This window comes from Inquilinus limosus DSM 16000 (assembly GCF_000423185.1).
GTDB lineage: Bacteria > Pseudomonadota > Alphaproteobacteria > DSM-16000 > Inquilinaceae > Inquilinus > Inquilinus limosus.
On sequence record NZ_AUHM01000010.1, the window covers coordinates 47976 to 66982 of the forward strand.

A 19007-nucleotide genomic window follows, 5' to 3' on the forward strand; every position below is an offset into this window, starting at 1 on the left:
CTGCCGCCCAAGAACGTCTCTCATCAAAAACACTCGCGTAAACACAGGAAAAAGCATCATGGCCGACGGTGTGACCAAGGTCCTCGATCTGATCAAAGAGAACGACGTCAAATACGTCGATTTCCGCTTCACCGACTTCCGCGGGAAGGTGCATCACGTCAGCCAGCACGTCTCGACGGTGGACGAGGACATGCTGACCGACGGCGTCATGTTCGACGGCTCGTCGATCGCCGGCTGGAAGGCGATCAACGAGTCCGACATGATCCTGAAGCCGGACGTCGACACCGCGGTCATGGACCCCTTCGCCGCCCAGGCGCAGCTGAACATCACCTGCGACATCCTGGAGCCGGCCACCGGCCAGCCCTACAGCCGCGACCCGCGCTCGATCGCCAAGGCGGCGGAGCGCTACATGGCATCGCTCGGCGTCGGCGACACCGCCTATTTCGGCCCCGAGGCCGAGTTCTTCATCTTCGACGACGTGCGCTACGCCCAGAACACCACCTCGGGCTTCTACTACCTCGACAGCGAGGACGCGTCGGAGAACACCGGCAAGGTCTATCCGGACGGCAACCGCGGCCACCGCGTGCAGCCGAAGGGCGGCTACTTCCCGGTGCCGCCGCTGGACGCCGCGCACGACCTGCGCGCCGAGATGCTGTCGACCCTGGCCGAGATGGGCGTCACGGTCGAGAAGCACCACCACGAGGTCGCCGCCTCGCAGCATGAGCTGGGCATCAAGTTCGAGACCCTGATCAAGAGCGCCGACGCCCTGCAGGCGTTCAAGTACGTCGTCCACAACGTCGCCGACGCCTACGGCAAGACCGCGACCTTCATGCCGAAGCCGGTCAAGGGCGACAACGGCTCGGGCATGCATGTCCACCAGTCGATCTGGAAGGAAGGCAAGCCGACCTTCGCCGGCTCGGGCTATGCCGACCTGTCGGACACCGCGCTCTACTACATCGGCGGCATCATCAAGCACGCCAAGGCGCTGAACGCCCTGACCAACCCGTCGACCAACAGCTACAAGCGCCTGATCCCGGGCTTCGAGGCGCCGGTGCTGCTGGCCTATTCGGCCCGCAACCGTTCGGCCTCCTGCCGCATCCCCTATGTCGCCTCGCCGAAGGGCAAGCGCGTCGAGGTGCGGTTCCCGGATCCGACCGCCAACCCCTACCTCGCCTTCTCGGCGATGCTGATGGCCGGCCTCGACGGCATCCAGAACAAGATCCATCCCGGCGAGGCGATGGACAAGAACCTGTACGACCTGCCGCCGGAGGAGCTGAAGAACGTCCCGACCGTCTGCGGCTCGCTGCGCGAGGCGCTGCTGGCGCTCGAGGCCGACCACGCCTTCCTGACGAAGGGCGACGTGTTCAGCCGCGACATGCTCGAGGCCTATATCGAGCTGAAGTGGGAAGAGGTGTACGCCTTCGAGCACACCCCGCACCCGATCGAGTTCCAGATGTACTATTCGGTCTGAGGCACGCCTCACCGGACCGCGAAACCCCGCCGGAGACGGCGGGGTTTTTTCTTGCGCGCATGGCGGGTCGGATGGGCTTGCGATTGCCCGCGGCACCTGCTGATATCGTTCCCATCGACGCAGCGGCTCGAACCGGGTCATCGAAGCCCGGTCGGCCAGGCGTGACGGCGCCAGGGGTCCCCGACGGTCCGCCCCCGCCTCGCGCCCTGCCGGAACAAGAAACGAGGCCATCTTGACAGGGACGGCAATCGACATTGTCGACGTGACCAAAGTGTTCGGCGGCGACCAGGGCGGCGCCGTCAGGGCCTTGAACGGGGTATCGGTCCAGATCCGGGACAACGAGTTCTTCACCCTCCTCGGCCCCTCGGGCTGCGGCAAGACCACCCTCCTCCGCATGATCGCGGGCTTCGAGGAGCCGACCACGGGCCGGATCCTGCTGCACGGCAAGCCGATCGAGGGGCTGCCGCCGCACAAGCGGCCGGTGAACACGGTGTTCCAGAGCTACGCCCTGTTCCCGCATATGACGGTGCGCGAGAACATCCGCTTCGGCCTGGAGATGAAGGGTATCGACCGCGCCCGGGCCGAGGCCCGCGTCGCCGAGATGATCGCCCTGGTCAAGCTGGGCGGGATGGAGAACCGCAAGCCGGCGCAGCTGTCAGGCGGCCAGCAGCAGCGCGTCGCCCTGGCCCGGGCGCTGGCCAGCGAGCCGCAGGTGCTGCTGCTGGACGAGCCGCTCTCGGCCCTCGACCTCAAGCTGCGCAAGGAGATGCAGATCGAGCTGAAGCGGCTGCAGACCGAGACCGGCATCACCTTCATCTTCGTCACCCACGACCAGGAGGAGGCGCTGACGATGTCGGACCGGATCGCGGTGATGAGCCAGGGCGAGATCCTGCAGATCGGCGGCCCGCGCGACATCTACGACCGGCCGACCAGGCGCTTCGTCGCCCATTTCATCGGCGAGACCAACTTCTTCGAGGGCCCGCTCGCCGCCCGGCTGGGCTGCGCCGACGGAGCGACCCTGGCGGTGCGGCCGGAGCGGATCCTGCTGTCGGCCGAGCCCGGCCCGGACAGCCTGGCGGGAACGGTGGAGACGGTGGTCTATGTCGGCACCGACACCACCTATCATGTCCGCCTGGCCGAAGGCGGGCCGCTGGTCACCGCCCGGCTGCAGAACCGCAGCGGGGCGCAGCAGAGCTTCCAGCCCGGCGACCGGGTCGGGGTCGCCGTGCCGGCCGGCGCCGGCCACGCCCTGGTCGATTGAGGGCGGCGGCGATGGCACGGGCGAGCCGTTTGCAGATCACCGGGCTGATCGGGGTTCCGGTCGGCTTCATCCTGGTCTTCTTCATCATCCCGCTGGCGATCATGGCGGTCGTCTCGGTCGCCGAGCGCGGCCAGTTCGGCGGGGTGCAGTGGAACACCTTCTCCACCGACGCCTATGTCCGCTTCCTGTATGAGCGCGACTTCGACGACAGCCTGATCTGGAACCCGGCCTATGCCCAGATCCTGCTGCGCTCGGTCTGGCTGTCGCTGCTGACCACCGTGCTGTGCGTGCTGATCGGCTTCCCGACCGCGCTGCACATGGCGATGCAGCCGCCGCCGCGGCGCAACCTGCTGATCTTCCTGGTCACCATCCCGTTCTGGACCAACCTCTTGGTCCGCAACTACGCCTGGATCCTGATGCTGCGCTCCGGCGGGCTGATCGATTCGGCGCTGCAGGGGCTGGGGCTGACCACCGGGTCGCTGAACCTGATGTACACCGAGACGGCGATCGCCATCGGCCTCACCTACTCCTTCCTGCCCTTCATGGTGCTGCCGATCTATTCCAGCCTGGAGAAGCTGGATTTCCGGCTGGTCGAGGCCGCCTACGACCTGGGCGCCGACAAGTGGCGGTCGCTGCGCCGGATCGTCATCCCGCTGGCCATGCCGGGCATCGCCGCCGGCGCCATCCTGGTGTTCATCCCCTGCCTCGGCGCTTATGTGACGCCGGACCTGCTGGGCGGGTCGAAGTCGATGATGATCGGCAACCTGATCCAGAACCAGTTCGGCTCCTCCCGCAACTGGCCGTTCGGGGCCGCCCTGTCCTTCGCCCTGCTGGCTGTGGTGCTGCTGGCGATGATGCTGTACCTGATCCGCTTCCGCCGCGCCCCGCAGGTGGCGAAATGAGTGCGCCGTCCAACCTGCGCCGCTTCCCCGGCGTCCGCGCCGCCGCCTGGTTCTTCTTCGCCTATCTCTACATCCCGATCGTCGTGCTGCTGGTGCTGGCCTTCAACGCCGGCAGCTCGGCGACGATCTGGGAGGGCTTCAGCACCCGCTGGTTCGGCGTGGTGCTGGGCAATCCGGACATCCTGCGGGCGGCGCGGAACTCGCTGATCGTCGCCGCCGTCGCCGCGGTGGTCGCGACGATGATGGCGGTGCCGGCGGCGATCGGCATGGCCCGGCGGCGCTTCCGCGGCCAGACCGCGGTCAGCGCCCTGATCGCCCTGCCGCTGGTGGTGCCGGAGGTGGTGACGGCCGTCGCGACGCTGCTGTTCTTCACCGCGATCGCCCTGCCGCTCGGCCTGTTCACCATCATCCTGGCGCATATCGTCTTCTGCATCCCCTTCGCCTATCTGCCGATCCGGGCTCGGCTGGAGGGGATGGATGCGAGCCTGGGCGAGGCCGCGGCCGACCTCTACGCCACGCCCTGGCAGGCCTTCCGCCGGGTGACGCTGCCGCTGCTGTGGCCGGGCATCCTGTCCGGACTGATGCTGGCCTTCATCATCTCGCTCGACGACTTCGTCATCACCTTCTTCGTCTCCGGCGCCGGGGCGACCACCCTGCCGATCTACATCTACGGCATGATCCGCATCGGCGTGACGCCGGAGGTCAACGCCATCTCCGCGCTGATGCTGCTGATCTCGATCGTCTTCGTCGCCCTGTCCTGGGTGGTGGGACGGGCGCGGAGCTAACCAGGGAGGCCCGAAATTCCGATCCGACGCACCTGCCTGGCCGCCGCCTTCGCCGCGGCCCTGCTGACCGGCCCCGCCGCCTGGGCGGCCGGCGACCTGTTCCTGTTCAACTGGACCAACTACACCCCGCCCGACCTTTTGAAGAAGTTCGAGGCCGAGACCGGGATCAAGGTCACGCTCGATGTCTATGATTCGAACGAGACCCTGCTGGCCAAGATGCAGGCCGGCGGCGCCAGCTACGACGTGGTGGTGCCGTCCGACTACATGGTCGACATCATGATCAAGGAGGGGCTGCTGCAGGAGATCGACGCGGCGGCCATGCCCGGCTTCGGCAATGTCGTCGCACCGCACGACAAGCCCTGGTACGACCCGGAGCGGAAATACTCCGCGCCGTACATGTGGGGCACCACCGGCTTCACCTATGACAGCGCCAAGGTGCAGGGCCCGGTCGACGACAGCTGGTGGTCGATCTTCAACCCCGACGGCCCGTTCAAGGGCAGCCTGGCGATGATGAACGATTCGGTCGAGGTGTTCACCGCCGCCGCCTTCTATCTCGGCATCGACCGCTGCACCGAGAGCAGCGAGGACGCCGGCAAGATCTTCAAGCTGCTGGAGACGCAGAAGCCGGCCGTCGCCCTCTACAACTCCGACGGCTCGGTCGACCGGATGGCGGCTGGCGAGGTGGTCGCCCACATGCAGTGGAACGGCGCCGCGCACCGCACCAAGCTGCAGCGGCCCAGCGCGGTCTTCGTCTATCCGAAGGAGGGGCTGAACCTCTGGGCCGACAACCTGGTGGTGCCGAAGGGCGCGAAGAACCCGGAGAACGCCAAGACCTTCATCGCCTGGATGCTGAAGCCGGAGAACATCGCCGCCGCCTCCAACTTCACCACCTACATGAACGCGATCAAGGGCTCCGAGGCCTTCATGGACAAGGCCCTGAGCGAGGACCCGGCGATCAATATGCCGCCGGATTACGCCGGCCGGCTGCGGCCGGCCAGGAACTGCTCTCCCGCTGCGGTCGAGTTGCGCGACCGGGTCTGGACCCGCCTCAAATCCTGAGCGGCCGGGCCGTCGTCCCGGGCGTCGGCGGGGCGCGACATCACAATCCGACGACAACAGAGAGGTTGAGATGGGATCAGCAAGACAGCTTCTTCTCGCCGCCGTCGCGGCCGCCGGGGCGCTGACCGCGGCGTCGGCCGCGCAGGCCGCCGGCGAGCTTTATTTCTACAACTGGTCGAACTACTATCCGCCGGAGCTGCTGGCCAAGTTCGAGAAGGAGACCGGCATCAAGGTCACGCTCGACGTCTATGATTCGAACGAGACCCTGCTGGCCAAGCTGCAGGCCGGAGCGGCCGGCTACGACGTCGTGGTGCCGTCCGACTACATGGTCGACATCATGACCAAGCAGGGCCTGCTGCAGGAGATCGACGCCGGCCAGATGCCGAACTTCAAGAATGTCGGCGCGCCGCACGATAAGCCCTGGTACGACCCGGAGCGGAAGTATTCCGCGCCCTATATGTGGGGCACCACCGGCTTCAGCTACGACACCGCCAAGGTCGAAGGCGGCAAGGTCGACGACAGCTGGTGGACCGTCTTCAACCCCGACGGGCCGTTCAAGGGCAGGCTGGCGATGCTCAACGACCCGGTCGAGGTCTACAAGGCCGCGTCGATGTATCTCGGCCTGGACTACTGCACCGAGAGCAACGAGGACGCGGGCAAGATCTTCAAGCTGCTGGAGGCGCAGAAGCCGGCCGTCGCCCTGTACAACTCCGACGGCACGATCGAGCGCATGATCGCCGGCGAGGTGGTCGCCCACATGCAGTGGAACGGCGCCGCGCACCGCACCAAGGAAGGCCGGCCGACCGTCGCCTATGTCTACCCCAAGGAGGGCGTCTCCTTCTGGGCCGACAACTTCACCATCCCGAAGGGGGCCCGGAACGTCGAGAACGCCAAGACCTTCATCGACTGGATGATGAAGCCCGAGAACATCGCCGCCGCCACCAACTTCACCGGCTACAACAACGCGGTCGCGGCGTCGGCCGAGTTCATGGACGCCAAGCTGCGCGACGATCCGGCGGTGAACACGCCGCAGGAGCTGCTGAGCCGGCTCGTGCCCGCCAAGAACTGCTCCCCGGCCGCGGTCGAGCTGCGCGACCGGGTCTGGACCCGGCTGAAGTCGTAGGCGTCAGCCGCCTCCCGCCCCCTCTTCGCGGCCGTCGCCGGAAGGCGCAGGTTGCGAAGCGGGGGCCGGCACGCTACCTCTTGCAGGTCAGACAGATCTCTTAAGCGAACAGGATCCCCCATGGTCGACCGCCCGTTCCCGCCGCGTCTCGACGACGAGGAGGAGGAAGAAGAGGAAGAGCGCCCCGAGAAGGAGAAGAAGGAGGAGCTCGGCCCGCAGATCGGCAACATCCTCTTCAAGAACCGGACCGTGCTGCTGTTCGGTGAAATCAACATGAAGCTGGCGCAGGGGATCAGCGCGCAGCTGCTGGCGCTCGCCGCCGAGGACGAGAAGAAGCCGATCCGGCTGGTGATCAACTCGCCGGGCGGCCATGTCGAGGCCGGCGACACCATCCACGACATGATCCGCTTTATCGGCGCAACGGTGCAGGTGATCGGCACCGGCTGGGTGGCCAGCGCCGGCGCCCATATCTATCTGGGGGCGAAGAAAGAGAACCGGCTCTGCCTGCCCAACACCCGCTTCCTGCTGCATCAGCCGATGGGCGGGGCCGGCGGCCGGGCGGTCGATATCGACATCGAAGCGCGCGAGATCATCAAGATGCGCCGCCGCCTGAACGAGATCATCGCCCGCGAGACCGGCCAGCCACTGGAGAAGGTCGAGCGCGACACCGACCGCAACTACTGGATGTCGGCCGAGGAGGCGAAGGACTACGGCCTCGTCGGCAAGATCATCAGCAGCATGAAGGATGTCGGCTGAGCCCAGCCGACCGACGACGCGGCGGCGGGTCCTGCTCGGGCTCGCCGCCCTTCCCTTCTGCGCCGCGGCCGCCCCGGCCACCGACCAGGCGGGCGAACGGCGCCTCAAGCTCTACAACCCGCACACCGATGAGCGCTTCGACGACGTCTACGCCGTCGACGGCGCCTATGTGGCCGACGCCCGGCAACGGCTGAACTGGCTGCTGCGCGACCATCATGTCGACAAGGCGACCGAGATGGATCCGGGAGTCTTCGACCTGCTGTGGCTGATGTCCCGGCGCTACCAGGTCGCCAGGGGCCGGCGGGTGACGATCAACCTGCATTCCGGCTACCGCACCCCCGAGACCAACGAGAAGCTGCGCCCCGAAGGCGCCGCCCGGAACAGCCTGCACATGCAGGGCAAAGCGGTGGACCTGTCGGTGCAGGGCTACGGCATGGTGTTCCTGGCGAACCACGCCCGCGCCGTCGCCAGCGGCGGCCTCGGCCTCTACTGGCGCTCCGATTTCGTCCATCTCGACACCGGGCCCAGGCGCGTCTGGTACAAGCGCTTCTAGGCCCAGGACCGCGCCCGGCCGGTCATTCGCCAGTGCCTCGGTTACTTTCAACACCCTTCTTGCGCCGTTTGGCGGGAATGCCGAACTTGCCGCCGGTGCCTATTCGTAACCAAGTTCGGAGAATTCCATGGCGAAGCTCGCCCTGATCGGCGCCACCGGCAATGTCGGCTCCAAGATCCTGGCCGAAGCGCTGAACCGCGGCCACGAGGTCACCGGCATCGTCCGCAACCCCGAGAAGCTGCCGCAGCATCCGAAGCTGACCGCCAAACGCGGCGACGTGTTCGACGCCGACGGCCTCGCCAAGCTGCTGGCCGGGCACGATGCGGTGATCAGCGCGGTGCATTTCACCGCCTCCGACCCCGCCGTGCTGCTGCGCGCGGTCAAGGCCTCCGGGGTCGGGCGCTACCTCGTGGTCGGCGGCGCCGGCAGCCTGGAGGTGGCGCCGGGCGTGCAGCTGGTCGACACGCCGGAGTTCCCGGCGATCTACAAGGAAGAGGCGTCCAAGGGCCGCGACTTCCTGAACCTGCTGCGCGGCGAGACGGAGCTGGAGTGGACATTCCTGTCGCCCTCGGCCGTCATCGCGCCGGGCGAGCGCACCGGCACGTTCCGGCTGGGCGACGACCAGCTCCTGGTCGGCGCGGACGGGCAGAGCCGGATCAGCCAGGAGGACTATGCGATCGCCATGATCGACGAGCTGGAGAAGCCGGCCCATATCCGGCGGCGCTTCACCGTCGGCTACTGATACCAGCGGTCCTTGAGACCGACTCTTCGTCCCTTCCCGTCATGGCGAGCCCCGAAGGGGCGTGGCCATGACGGGTCAATATTGCCGACCGCTGGTATGAGCCCACCGGACGATTGTCTCCGGCGGCGCGACGGATTGTTGCCGGCCCGGCGCTTGACGGTGCGGTCCCGAAACAACTTATTCGTAGCGCCGCCGGGGCTTCCCGGAAACCGCGGCGCCTCCCTGCCCTCTCGACCATTCTGGAGATAGTCATGGCCGATCTGAACGAGCAGCTCGACCACACCTGGGCGCCGCGCGTGCTCAGCATCCTGCGCATCGCCACCAGCCTGTTCTTCCTGCAGCACGGCACCGCCAAGCTGCTCGGCTTCCCGCATGTGCCGATGTTCGATGGCGTGCAGCTCTTCTCGCTGATCGGGCTGGCCGGCGTGCTGGAGCTCGTCGGCGGCGTGCTGTTGCTGATCGGGCTGTTCACCCGCCCGGTCGCCTTCATCCTGTCCGGCGAGATGGCGGTGGCCTATTTCATGGCCCACGCGCCGCAGAGCTTCTTCCCGATCCTGAACAACGGCGAGCTGGCGGCGCTGTACAGCTTCGTCTTCCTGTACCTGGCCGCCGCCGGCGGCGGGGCCTGGAGCCTGGACGCGGTCCGCAACCCGCGCCTGACCAGCGCCTGATACTCGCAGCAGCAGCCGGTGCTACGGAGCCGGCTGCTGCTGGGTGATGCAGTGGATGCCGCCGCCGCCGAGGAAGATGTCGCGGGCATGGACCTGGACGACGCGGCGGTTCGGGAAGGCGTCGCGGATGATGCGGAAGGCGCGCTCGTCCTCGGCCACGTCGAAGGCCGGCATCACCACGCCGCCATTGGCGATGTAGAAGTTGATGTAGGACAGGCTCAGCCGCTTGCCCTTGTGCTCCTGCCGCGCCGGCTGCGGCACCTCGATCACCTGCAGCGGCCGGCCCTTGGCATCCTTTGCCGAGCGCAGGATGTCGAGATTGGTCTGCAGCACGTCGAAATTGCCGTCGCTCTTGTCGTCGGTCGACAGCGCCAGCACCACGCCCGGCCGCACGAAGCAGGCGATCTCGTCGATATGGCCGTCGGTCTCGTCGTCCTCGAGCCCCTCGGGCAGCCAGATCACGGTGGAGACGCCCAGCCAGTCGCGCAGGTTCTGCTCGACCTGGGCCTTGGTCACGTCCGGGTTGCGGTTCTGGTTGAGCAGGCATTGCTCGGTGGTCAGCACCGTGCCTTCGCCGTCGACATGGATGGCGCCGCCCTCGAGCACGAAGGGCGCGCGGAAGCGGCGGGCGCCGACATGCTTCAGGATCCGCTTCGCCACCACCGCGTCGCGGCTGTAGGGCTGGTACTTCTGGCCCCAGGCGTTGAAGCGCCAATGCGCGCCGGCCAGGTGGCCGTTGCGGTCGAGCAGGAAGGTCGGCCCCGAATCGCGCAGCCAGCTGTCGTCGATCTCCATCGACACCACGTCGATCGCCGTGCCGTTGCCCAGCGTCAGCGACGCCTCGGCGACGTCCGCCGGGTTGCAGACCATCGTCACCGGCTCGAAATCGGCGATGGCCCGGGCAACGTCGGCATAGGCGGTGCGGGCTGCATCCAGGTTCTCGCCCCAAACCTCCTCACGGCAGGGCCAAGCCATCCAGCAGCGGCTGTGGGATTCCCATTCCGCTGGCATGACGTAACCGAGGGATGCAGGGACGGTCACAATGGTGTTCCGAGGTGGTTGACGCTCAAGCGCCAGAGGCTAGCGTCCGCCGCGCCCGGATGAAAGAGCCGCTTTTCGGCTTACCGATATGGAACGGGCCCGACCGCGAGGCCAGGCCCGAGAAACCGATCGTCCCGAAGGACTATGATGACAGCGCAGCAATCAAATGCGGCGCCGAGAGATCGACTTTTCCCCCTTCGCCAGATGGCGCCCGAACGGGCCCAGACGAATGGTTCCAAAGATCGACAGAAACGACATGAAAAGCTCATGCATTGTTTTCGAACACCACAGATATAGTCGATCGAACATGACTTTTGCTCAGCGGCCGGCGCCGAGGGCCGCATGCGCGCCACGCATGACTCAGAGTGCTGCGCGGCGCAGCGGAAATTCGCAAGGAAACGCCGTTTTGGCCCGCTCCGACCTCAGCTTCCTGCGGCGAAGGCCAGATGCTCGTCCCGCCGCCGCTTCTTCTCGTGCCGCACCAGGAGGCCGCCGGCGATCACGACGCCGATGGTGACGACCACCACGATGATGGTGGCCAGCGCGTTGATCTCCGGCGTCACCCCGAGCTTCACCTTGGAGAAGATGTAGACCGGCAGCGTGGTCGAGCCGGGGCCGGAGACGAAGCTGGTGATCACCAGCGTGTCCAGCGACAGGGTGAAGGCGAGGAGCCAGCCGGCGATCACCGCCGGCGAGATGATCGGCAGGGTGATCCAGAAGAACACCGTCAGCGGCCGGGCGCCGAGGTCCATCGCTGCCTCCTCGATCGATTCGTCGAGGCTGACCAGGCGCGACTGCACGATCACCGCGACATAGGCCAGGCAGAAGGTGATGTGGGCGATGGTGATGGTCAGCATGCCGCGGCCCTGCGGGAAGCCGAACAGGCTTTCCATGGCCACGAACAGCAGCAGCATCGACAGGCCGGTGATCACCTCCGGCATCACCAGCGGCGCCGTGACCATGCCGGAGAACAGCGTGCGGCCGCGGAACCGGCCGAAGCGGGCCAGCACCAGCCCGGCCACGGTGCCCAGCACGCAGGCGACGGTGGCGGCGATCGCGGCGATCTCCAGCGACCGCCGCGCCGCGTCGAGCATCTGGGCGTTCTCCAGCAGCGTGCCGTACCACTTGGTGGAGAAGCCGCCCCAGATCGTGACCAGCCGGCTGTCGTTGAAGGAGTAGATCATCAGGAGGATGATCGGCACGTAGAGGAAGGCGTAGCCGAACACCAGGGCGGTGAACAGGAACCAGGGCCGCCTCATCGCTCCGCCTCCTGCTGCTTCGCCTGGACGTACTGGAAGACCATGATCGGGATCACCAGCACCAGCAGCAGCACGATCGCGACCGCCGAGGCCACCGGCCAGTCGGTGTTCTGGAAGAACTCGTTCGACAGCACCTTGCCGATCATCAGCGTGTCGATGCCGCCGAGCAGCTCGGGGATGACGTATTCGCCGACCGCCGGGATGAACACCAGCAGCGAGCCGGCGATGATGCCGGGCATCGACAGCGGCAGGGTGATCACCAGGAACGCCTTCCACGGCCGGCAGCCGAGATCCTCCGCCGCCTCGAGCAGGGTGACATCGAGCTTCTCCAGCGTCGCGTAGAGCGGCAGGATCATGAACGGCAGGTAGGAATAGACGATGCCGATATAGACGGCGACGTCGGTGTGCAGGATCTCCAGTGGCTGGTCGATGATGCCGAGCCAGAGCAGCAGGTTGTTGAGCAGCCCCTGGCTCTGCAGGATGCCGATCCAGGCGTAGACCCGGATCAGGAACGAGGTCCAGAACGGCAGGATCACCAGCATCAGCAGCGGCACCCGCCACTGCTGGCTCGACCGGGCGATCGCATAGGCCATCGGATAGCCGACCAGGAGGCTGAGCACCGTCGAGATCGCCGCGATCTTCAGCGAGCTGAGATAGGCGGTGACGTAGAGCGGATCGTCCAGCAGGAACTGGAAGTTGCCGAGGCTGAGCGTGACGCCGAGATGGGTCTCGTCGACCCAGTCGAGCAGCGCCGTGTAGGGCGGCATCCCGATCACCTTGTCGGCGAAGGCGATCTTCAGGACGATGACGAAGGGGATCAGGAAGAACAGGAACAGCCAGACATAGGGGACCGCGACCACCAGGGTGCGGCCGAGCCGGCCGCCCAGCCGCCGCAGGAGCGATGGGCCCGCCGCGACCCGCGGCGCCGAGCCGTCCACTGCGTCGCTCGCAGTCACCGCCGTCATTGCGTCAGCACCACGCCGGCGAAAGGCTGCCAGGACAGCCAGACCTCGTCCTCCCAGGTGATCGGCATCTCGGTCAGGCGCGAGACGTTCGGCGCCGTCACCCGCACCGTCTTCCCGTTCGGCAGCGCGATCAGATAGATCGAGAGGTTGCCGAGATAGGCGATCTCCTTCACCACGCCGGCGGTGCCGTTGTAGGCGCCGTCGCCGCGCTGCTTGGAGATCGCGATCTTCTCCGGCCGCACCGCGACCCAGACCTGGGTCCCGACCGGCACCGGCAGGCCGTGGCTGACATGGAGCTGGCAGCCGGCTTCGGGGCTGTCAATGATGACATGCTCCGGGTGGTCCTCGGCCACCCGGCCTTCGAACAGGTTCACCGAACCGATGAAGTCGGCGACGAATTTCGACTGCGGGTATTCGTAGATCTCGGCCGGGGTGCCGAGCTGGGAGATGTAGCCGGAGTTCATCACGGCGATGCGGCTGGACATCGTCATCGCCTCCTCCTGGTCGTGGGTCACGACCACGAAGGTGATGCCGACCTTCTCCTGGATGTTCACCAGCTCGAACTGGGTCTGCTCGCGCAGCTTCTTGTCGAGCGCGCCCAGCGGCTCGTCCAGCAGCAGCAGCTTCGGCCGCTTGACCAGGCTGCGCGCCAGGGCGACGCGCTGGCGCTGGCCGCCCGACAGCTGGTGCGGCTTGCGCTTGGCGAAGCGGCCGAGCTGGACCAGGTCCAGCACCTCGGCGACGCGGGTCCTGATCTCGGCCGACGGCACCCGGTCCTGGCGCAGGCCGAAGGCCACGTTCTGTTCGACCGTCATGTGGGGGAACAGGGCGTAGGACTGGAACATCATGTTGACCGGCCGCTCATAGGGCGGCACGGCGGTCATGTCGACGCCGTCGATGTAGATCTTGCCCTCGGTCGGCCGCTCGAACCCCGCCATCATGCGCAACAGCGTGGTCTTGCCGCAGCCCGACCCGCCCAGGAGGGCGAAGAACTCGCCGCGATAGATCGACAGGCTGACATCGTCGACGGCGGTGAAGTCGCCGAACTTCTTGGTCACCTTCTCGATCCGGACATAGGGCTTCTCGTCCGGATTGCGCCACGGCTGCGGCGCGATCTGCTGCTTCGGCTTGACTTGAGCCATCCCCGTCTCCGGCCCTGTCTCCCATGTGAAACGGCCGCCGCCCGTGTCCGGTGCGGCGGCCGCCCTTGCTACTGGCCGGTGCGGATGCGTGTCCAGGTGCGCGTGCGCAGCCGCTCATAGCTGGACGACGCCTCCTTGGCCGCGAACAGCCGCTTCATCACGTCCTCCGGCGGGAAGACGTTCGGGTTGTTGGCGACCTCGGGGTCCATCAGCTCCCGGCTGCCCTTCACCGCGTTGGCGTAGCCGACATAGTCGTCGATCCCCGCCATCACCTTCGGCTCGAGGATGAAGTTCATGAAGGCGTAGGCCTCGTCCGGATGCGGCGCATCCTTCGGCATCGCCATCATGTCGAACCAGATCAGCGTCCCTTCCTTGGGGATGATGTAGTCGATGTTGACGTTGTTCTTCGCCTCCTCGGCCCGGCTCTTGGCGATGTTGACGTCGCCCGACCAGCCGATCGAGACGCAGACGTTGCCGCCCGCCAGGTCGTTGATGTACTGCGAGGAGTGCAGGTACTTGAGGTACGGCCGGAACTTCATGATCGCCTCTTCGGCGGCCTTCAGATCCTCCGGCTTCTCGCTGTTCGGGTCGAGCTTCAGGTAGTTCAGCGCCACCGGCAGGATGTCGGTCGGGCTGTCCAGCGCGGTGATGCCGCAATCCGCCAGCTTCTTCGCGTTCTCCGGATTGAACACCAGGTTCCAGCTGTCCAGCGGCACGTCGCCCAGGCGCTTCTTCACCTCGTCGACATTGTAGCCGATGCCGACCGTGCCCCACTGGTAGATGATCGCATGCTTGTTGCCGGGATCGGCGGTCTCGACCAGCTTCATCAGCTCCGGATCCAGGTTCTTCCAGTTCGGGATCTTGGAGCGGTCGAGCTCGCCATAGACCCCGGCCTTGATCTGCCGGGCCAGGAAGGGCTGCGCCGTCGGCACCACCAGGTCGTAGCCGGAATTGCCGGTCAGCAGCTTGGCTTCCAGCACCTCGTTGTTGTCGTAGGTGTCGTAGACCGTCTTGATGCCGGTCGCCTTGGTGAAGTCGTCGAGCGTGGTCTCGCCGATATAGTCCGACCAGTTGTAGATGTTGACGACCTTCTCCTGGGCCAGCGCCGGCGCCGCGGCGGCGCACAGCGCCACGGTCGCGAGAAGGCTTTGCACGAGACGCTTCATGTCACCGTTCCCTGTCTGTGATCTGGTCGAGACCCGTCGAGCCGGCTCCCCCTTCTGATTCATGCAACCCGCCGCCGGGATACCTGTCAATCACGGCGATGGCGCAGTGCACAAGGCGGTGCTCGAACCGCCCTCCTGTGCCCTGGCTTCGTGACATTTGCAACCCCGTCCGCAACGAAGAAGGGCGGCCGTATCGCGGCCGCCCCGCCCTCACATCTTGCCGACGTCCCGCGCCGTGGCGTCGATCGCGATCCTGGCCCGCCGCACCAGCTCGTCGACCTCGTCGCGCGAGATCACCAGCGGCGGCGCCAGCACCATCGTGTCGCGCACCGCGCGCATCACCAGGTCGTTGTCGAAGCAGTGGTTGCGGCAGGTGGTGCCCACGGCCCCGTAGTTCGGGAAGCGGCGGCGCGTGGCCTTGTCCTGGACCAGCTCGATCCCGGCGATCAGGCCGACGCCGCGCACCTCGCCGACGATCGGATGGTCGGCGAAGGCCTCGCGCAGCTTGTCCTGGAAGTAGGGGCCGATATCGGTCCGGGTGCGGTCGACCAGCCCTTCCCGCTCCATGATCCGGATGTTGGCCAGCGCGACCGCGCAGGCCACCGGATGACCGGAATAGGTGAAGCCGTGATAGAACTCGCCGCCCTGCTCGATCAGCGTCTCGGCCACCCGATCGCCGACCATGACGGCGGAGAGCGGCAGGTAGCCCGAGGTGATGCCCTTGGCCAGCGTCATCAGGTCGGGCTTGATGCCGAACAGGTCGGAGCCGAACCACTCGCCGGTACGGCCGAAGCCGCAGATCACCTCGTCGGCGATCAGCAGCACGTCGTAGTCCCGGCAGATGCGCTGCAGCTCGGGGAAGTAGCTCGCCGGCGGGATGATGACGCCGCCCGCACCCTGGATCGGCTCGGCGATCACCGCGGCGACGCTGTCGGCGCCGAGCTCCCTGATCCGGTCCTCGACCGCCTTGGCGGCCAGCTTGCCGAAGGCCTCGGGCTCGAGGTCACCGCCGTTGTCGTACCAGTAGGGCGCCATGACGTGATGGAAGCCCGGGAACGGCAGGTCGGCCTGGCGGTGCATCGCCCCCATGCCGCAGAGCGACACGGCCGCCATGGTCGAGCCGTGATAGCCGTATTGCCGGCCGATGATCGCCTTCTTGCGGTGCTTGCCCTTGAGGTCCCAATAGTGCCGGACCATGCGGACGATGGTGTCGTTCGCCTCCGACCCGCTGTTGGCGTAGAAGACGTGGTTGAGGCCGGCGGGCGTGATCTCGGCCAGCTTGGCCGACAGCTCGGCCGCGGCCGGCGTCGTGGTCTTGAAGAAGGTGTTGTAGAAGGGCAGCTCGAGCATCTGCTCATGGGCGACGTCGGCCAGCTCCTTGCGGCCGTAGCCGACATTGACGCACCACAGCCCGGCCATGCCGTCGACCAGCTGGCGGCCTTCGGAATCCCACAGCCAGACGCCTTCGGCCCGGGTGATGATGCGGCTGCCGCCCTCGCTGGCCAGCGACTTGTAGTCGGTGAAGGGGTGCAGGTGATGGGCGGTGTCGATCGCCTTCCACTCGGCGGTGGAGCGGCTGGCGGCAAAGCTGTTCATGACGCGACCTCGCGCGAATCCGATCGGAAAAAGGCGGAAACCGGGCCGCATTCGCGCGGCCCAAGCAGGTCAGGCGCGCGGCGGATTGTAGCCGATGCGGGCGCACAGCAGCATCAGCTCCTGCTTGCGCGATCGGCGACTGCGATGGGGCCATGGCCGCGTCATGATTTCATAAAGATACCGCCGCCGATCCGCGGCGTCACTAGTCAGCTGACCGGCGCGGCGCGATCGAACACGGCGAGGATCGGGCCGACCCGGATGCCCCAGCCGACCGACAGCCCGTCCGGCGCCGACAGGGCCGAGATCGAGCCGTCGAGATAGAGCGCGTCGCGGCAGCCCAGCGCGTCGCGGAACAGCCGGGCGAAGCTGCCGAAGCTGACCCCGTCGCGCGAGATGGCGAAGACCACGGTGTGGCCGTCGCGCACGCCGACGCCGTTGCGGATCTTGCGCGACGCGCCGTCGTCGCTGAACAGCGGGTGCAGGGCGCCGTCGATCACCAGCATCGGGCCGGACTGGGTGGCGATCCGGGCCGAAGGAGCCTGCCGCAGATAGGCCTCGGTCTCCAGGATGCCGGCGCCGTCGTCGCCGGCGTAGAAGACGCCGTTCGGCTTCATGAAGAAGTTGCCGTCGCCATCCGCCAGATTGGCCGGATGCAGCTCCCGCCCGCCGGAGACGAAGAGCCCGACCGGCGACAGGTCCGGGTGGTACATGCCGGCGTTCATCGCAACGAGCGGCGGGTCGCCCGCGGCCGTCATCGCCCGCTTGAAGGCATAGAGCGAGCCGTAGGGCTGGCCGTCCCGGCCCTGCCAGAACAGGCCGAGGCGGTGGCGGCGCAAGTCGATCTCGCAGACAGTGTAGTCGACGCTCTCAAAGGACAGCGGCCGGCACAGCGGCGCGGCAGCCGCCCGGGGTGCCGGGGCCGTCACCGGGGCGGCGGGCGCCGGCGGGGCCGGCTCGGCCACGCTTCCCGGCCGGGGCGTGCCGACGCCCGTGCCACAGGCCGCGGTGGCGAGAAGGGCGAGCATGGGCAGAAACGGCCGGGTGCGGCTCATCAGGTAGCGCTCACGTCATCGGATGGCGGGGCGGTTCTACATAGCAGCGTGGCCGGGCAGTACGGCAAGATTCAGGATGCCGGGGTGCGGCGCAACCAGCCTCGGCCCTGGCCTTCGTATCGAATTGTGCAATGCAGCAATCCTGAGATATTTCGCGACAATTCCCGATCCGGCCCGACACAGTTCTGAGACATCCGGCCGGCAAGCTGCGGCGGTGTCGGGAAGGCGGGGCTTCCTCCGCCCATCGGCTCGACGCCATAGGAGCGCAGACATGGGACGCCCGGTCACTCGGACGTTGGCGGGAGTTGTCGCACTGACCCTGATCGGGGGGCTGGCAGGGCTGGGATGGCAGGCGTCGCGGAGCACCGCGGCGACCGGTCAGGCCGCGGCGCGGCCGGCCCCCACCGTGATCGTGTCCCAGCCGCTGGTCCGGCGGATCGTCGATCAGCGGGAATATGCCGGCCGCTTCGAGCCCACCGCGAGCGTGGAGATCCGGGCGCGGGTCTCGGGCTATCTGCAGTCGATCAACTTCGATGACGGCCAGATCGTCCAGGCCGGCCAGGTCCTGTTCACGATCGATCCCCGCCCCTATCAGGCCGCGGTCGCCGAAGCGCAGGCACAGCTGTCCAGCGCCCGGGCGCAGCGCGACCTCGCCGATCTGGAGCTCCGCCGGGCCGAGCAACTGGTCGGCACCTCCGCGGTCTCCCGCGCCACGCTCGACCAGCGCCGGCAACAGAAGCAGGCGGCCGATGCGGCCTTCGAGCTCGCCCAGGCAGGGCTGACGCGCGCGCAGCTCGACCTGGAGTTCACCGAGATCCGCGCCCCGATCAGCGGACGCGTGTCGAACCGGCGGGTCGACCTCGGCAGCCTGGTGTCGGACAGCGGCACCCTGCTGACCACCGTCGTCGCCCTCGACCCGATCTATTTCGTCTTCGACATGAGCGAGCGCGACTTCGTCGCCTATGAGCGGGCGGTCAAGTCGGGAGAGCTGCGGCCGATCCGGGACAAGGACGTGCCGATCGAGGCCCGCCTGCACGACGACGACGGCTGGCCCTATCGCGGCACGATGAGCTTCGTCGACAACCGGCTCGAGACGGGCGCCGGCACCATCCGCGCCCGCGCGGTGCTGGCGAATGCGGACTTCTTCATCACACCCGGGCAGTTCGGCCGCCTGCGCCTGGCCTCGTCCGGCGCGCACGACGCCCTGCTCATCCCCGAAGCGGCGCTGCTGACCGACCAGGCGAGCCGCATCGTCCTGACAGTGGGGGACGACGACACGCTGCGCGCCGTCCCGGTCCGGCTCGGGCCGCGGCAGCCGGGCGGCCTGCGCGTGGTCGAGAGCGGGCTGCGGCCGGAGGACCGGGTGGTCATCAACGGCCTGCTGCGCGCCCGAGCCGGCCAGAAGGTGGTGCCGGAGGCCGGCGAGATCGCGCCGGCTGCGGCGGCGATGATCAACTGACGCG

The 19007-nt window shown here is 67.3% G+C and carries 18 protein-coding genes; 11 read left to right on the forward strand and 7 right to left on the reverse strand.

What is annotated here, in order from left to right; genetic code table 11:
* The first annotated feature begins 58 nt into the window (after positions 1-58).
* The 10 genes from glnA (at position 59) to G537_RS0112585 (ending at position 9323) form a co-directional block, all read left to right on the forward strand.
* On the forward strand, positions 59-1471 hold the full coding sequence (glnA, locus tag G537_RS0112540) for a type I glutamate--ammonia ligase (protein WP_026870415.1): 1413 nt from the start codon (positions 59-61) through the stop codon (positions 1469-1471).
* A 232-nt stretch (positions 1472-1703) separates the two neighbouring features.
* On the forward strand, positions 1704-2732 hold the full coding sequence (locus G537_RS0112545; RefSeq protein WP_245579010.1) for an ABC transporter ATP-binding protein: 1029 nt from the start codon (positions 1704-1706) through the stop codon (positions 2730-2732).
* Positions 2733-2743: 11 nt separating this feature from the next.
* Entirely contained in the window at positions 2744-3634 is an 891-nt protein-coding gene (locus tag G537_RS0112550; RefSeq protein WP_026870417.1) for an ABC transporter permease, read from the forward strand.
* Positions 3631-4419, forward strand: a complete 789-nt coding sequence (locus G537_RS0112555; RefSeq protein WP_026870418.1) for an ABC transporter permease — start codon at positions 3631-3633, stop codon at positions 4417-4419. Before G537_RS0112550 ends, G537_RS0112555 begins: the two co-directional genes overlap by 4 nt.
* A gap of 63 nt (positions 4420-4482) precedes the next feature.
* Complete coding sequence (locus tag G537_RS0112560) at positions 4483-5478, forward strand: extracellular solute-binding protein (protein WP_245579017.1); 996 nt, start codon at positions 4483-4485, stop codon at positions 5476-5478.
* Between the two features lie 70 nt (positions 5479-5548).
* A complete protein-coding gene (locus G537_RS0112565; protein WP_026870420.1) occupies positions 5549-6601 on the forward strand; it encodes an extracellular solute-binding protein in 1053 nt (350 codons plus the stop codon).
* Positions 6602-6721: 120 nt separating this feature from the next.
* Positions 6722-7357 (forward strand): ATP-dependent Clp protease proteolytic subunit, encoded by a 636-nt coding sequence (locus tag G537_RS0112570; protein WP_026870421.1) that lies wholly within the window; start codon positions 6722-6724, stop codon positions 7355-7357.
* Positions 7347-7910: a YcbK family protein gene (locus tag G537_RS0112575; RefSeq protein ID WP_026870422.1), complete on the forward strand. Its 564-nt coding sequence runs from the start codon at positions 7347-7349 to the stop codon at positions 7908-7910. The genes G537_RS0112570 and G537_RS0112575 overlap by 11 nt, the downstream gene beginning before the upstream one ends.
* A 127-nt stretch (positions 7911-8037) precedes the next feature.
* A complete protein-coding gene (locus tag G537_RS0112580) occupies positions 8038-8652 on the forward strand; it encodes an NAD(P)-dependent oxidoreductase (RefSeq protein WP_026870423.1) in 615 nt (204 codons plus the stop codon).
* A 251-nt stretch (positions 8653-8903) separates the two neighbouring features.
* Positions 8904-9323, forward strand: coding sequence for a DoxX family protein (locus G537_RS0112585; RefSeq protein ID WP_026870424.1), 420 nt, complete (start codon positions 8904-8906; stop codon positions 9321-9323).
* Between the two features lie 21 nt (positions 9324-9344).
* On the opposite strand, the gene aguA is transcribed toward G537_RS0112585, so the two are convergent.
* The 7 genes from aguA to G537_RS37665 all read right to left on the reverse strand — a co-directional run bounded on the left by aguA (position 9345) and on the right by G537_RS37665 (position 17544).
* Positions 9345-10364 (reverse strand): agmatine deiminase, encoded by a 1020-nt coding sequence (aguA, locus tag G537_RS0112590; RefSeq protein WP_026870425.1) that lies wholly within the window; start codon positions 10362-10364, stop codon positions 9345-9347.
* 422 nt (positions 10365-10786) lie between these two features.
* On the reverse strand, positions 10787-11623 hold the full coding sequence (locus G537_RS0112595) for an ABC transporter permease subunit (protein WP_026870426.1): 837 nt from the start codon (positions 11621-11623) through the stop codon (positions 10787-10789).
* Positions 11620-12588, reverse strand: coding sequence for an ABC transporter permease subunit (locus tag G537_RS0112600; protein WP_026870427.1), 969 nt, complete (start codon positions 12586-12588; stop codon positions 11620-11622). The genes G537_RS0112595 and G537_RS0112600 overlap by 4 nt, the downstream gene beginning before the upstream one ends.
* Complete coding sequence (locus tag G537_RS0112605) at positions 12585-13730, reverse strand: ABC transporter ATP-binding protein (RefSeq protein WP_026870428.1); 1146 nt, start codon at positions 13728-13730, stop codon at positions 12585-12587. The genes G537_RS0112600 and G537_RS0112605 overlap by 4 nt, the downstream gene beginning before the upstream one ends.
* A gap of 68 nt (positions 13731-13798) precedes the next feature.
* Positions 13799-14896, reverse strand: a complete 1098-nt coding sequence (locus G537_RS0112610; protein ID WP_026870429.1) for a polyamine ABC transporter substrate-binding protein — start codon at positions 14894-14896, stop codon at positions 13799-13801.
* A gap of 210 nt (positions 14897-15106) precedes the next feature.
* The gene (locus G537_RS0112615) at positions 15107-16492 is read right to left on the reverse strand and encodes an aspartate aminotransferase family protein (protein WP_026870430.1); all 1386 of its coding nucleotides are present in this window, start codon (positions 16490-16492) and stop codon (positions 15107-15109) included.
* 206 nt (positions 16493-16698) lie between these two features.
* Complete coding sequence (locus tag G537_RS37665; protein WP_051248356.1) at positions 16699-17544, reverse strand: phosphodiester glycosidase family protein; 846 nt, start codon at positions 17542-17544, stop codon at positions 16699-16701.
* A 271-nt stretch (positions 17545-17815) separates the two neighbouring features.
* Between G537_RS37665 and G537_RS37670 the strand changes: the two genes are divergently transcribed.
* Positions 17816-19003: an efflux RND transporter periplasmic adaptor subunit gene (locus tag G537_RS37670; protein WP_034851548.1), complete on the forward strand. Its 1188-nt coding sequence runs from the start codon at positions 17816-17818 to the stop codon at positions 19001-19003.
* Positions 19004-19007 lie beyond the last annotated feature (4 nt).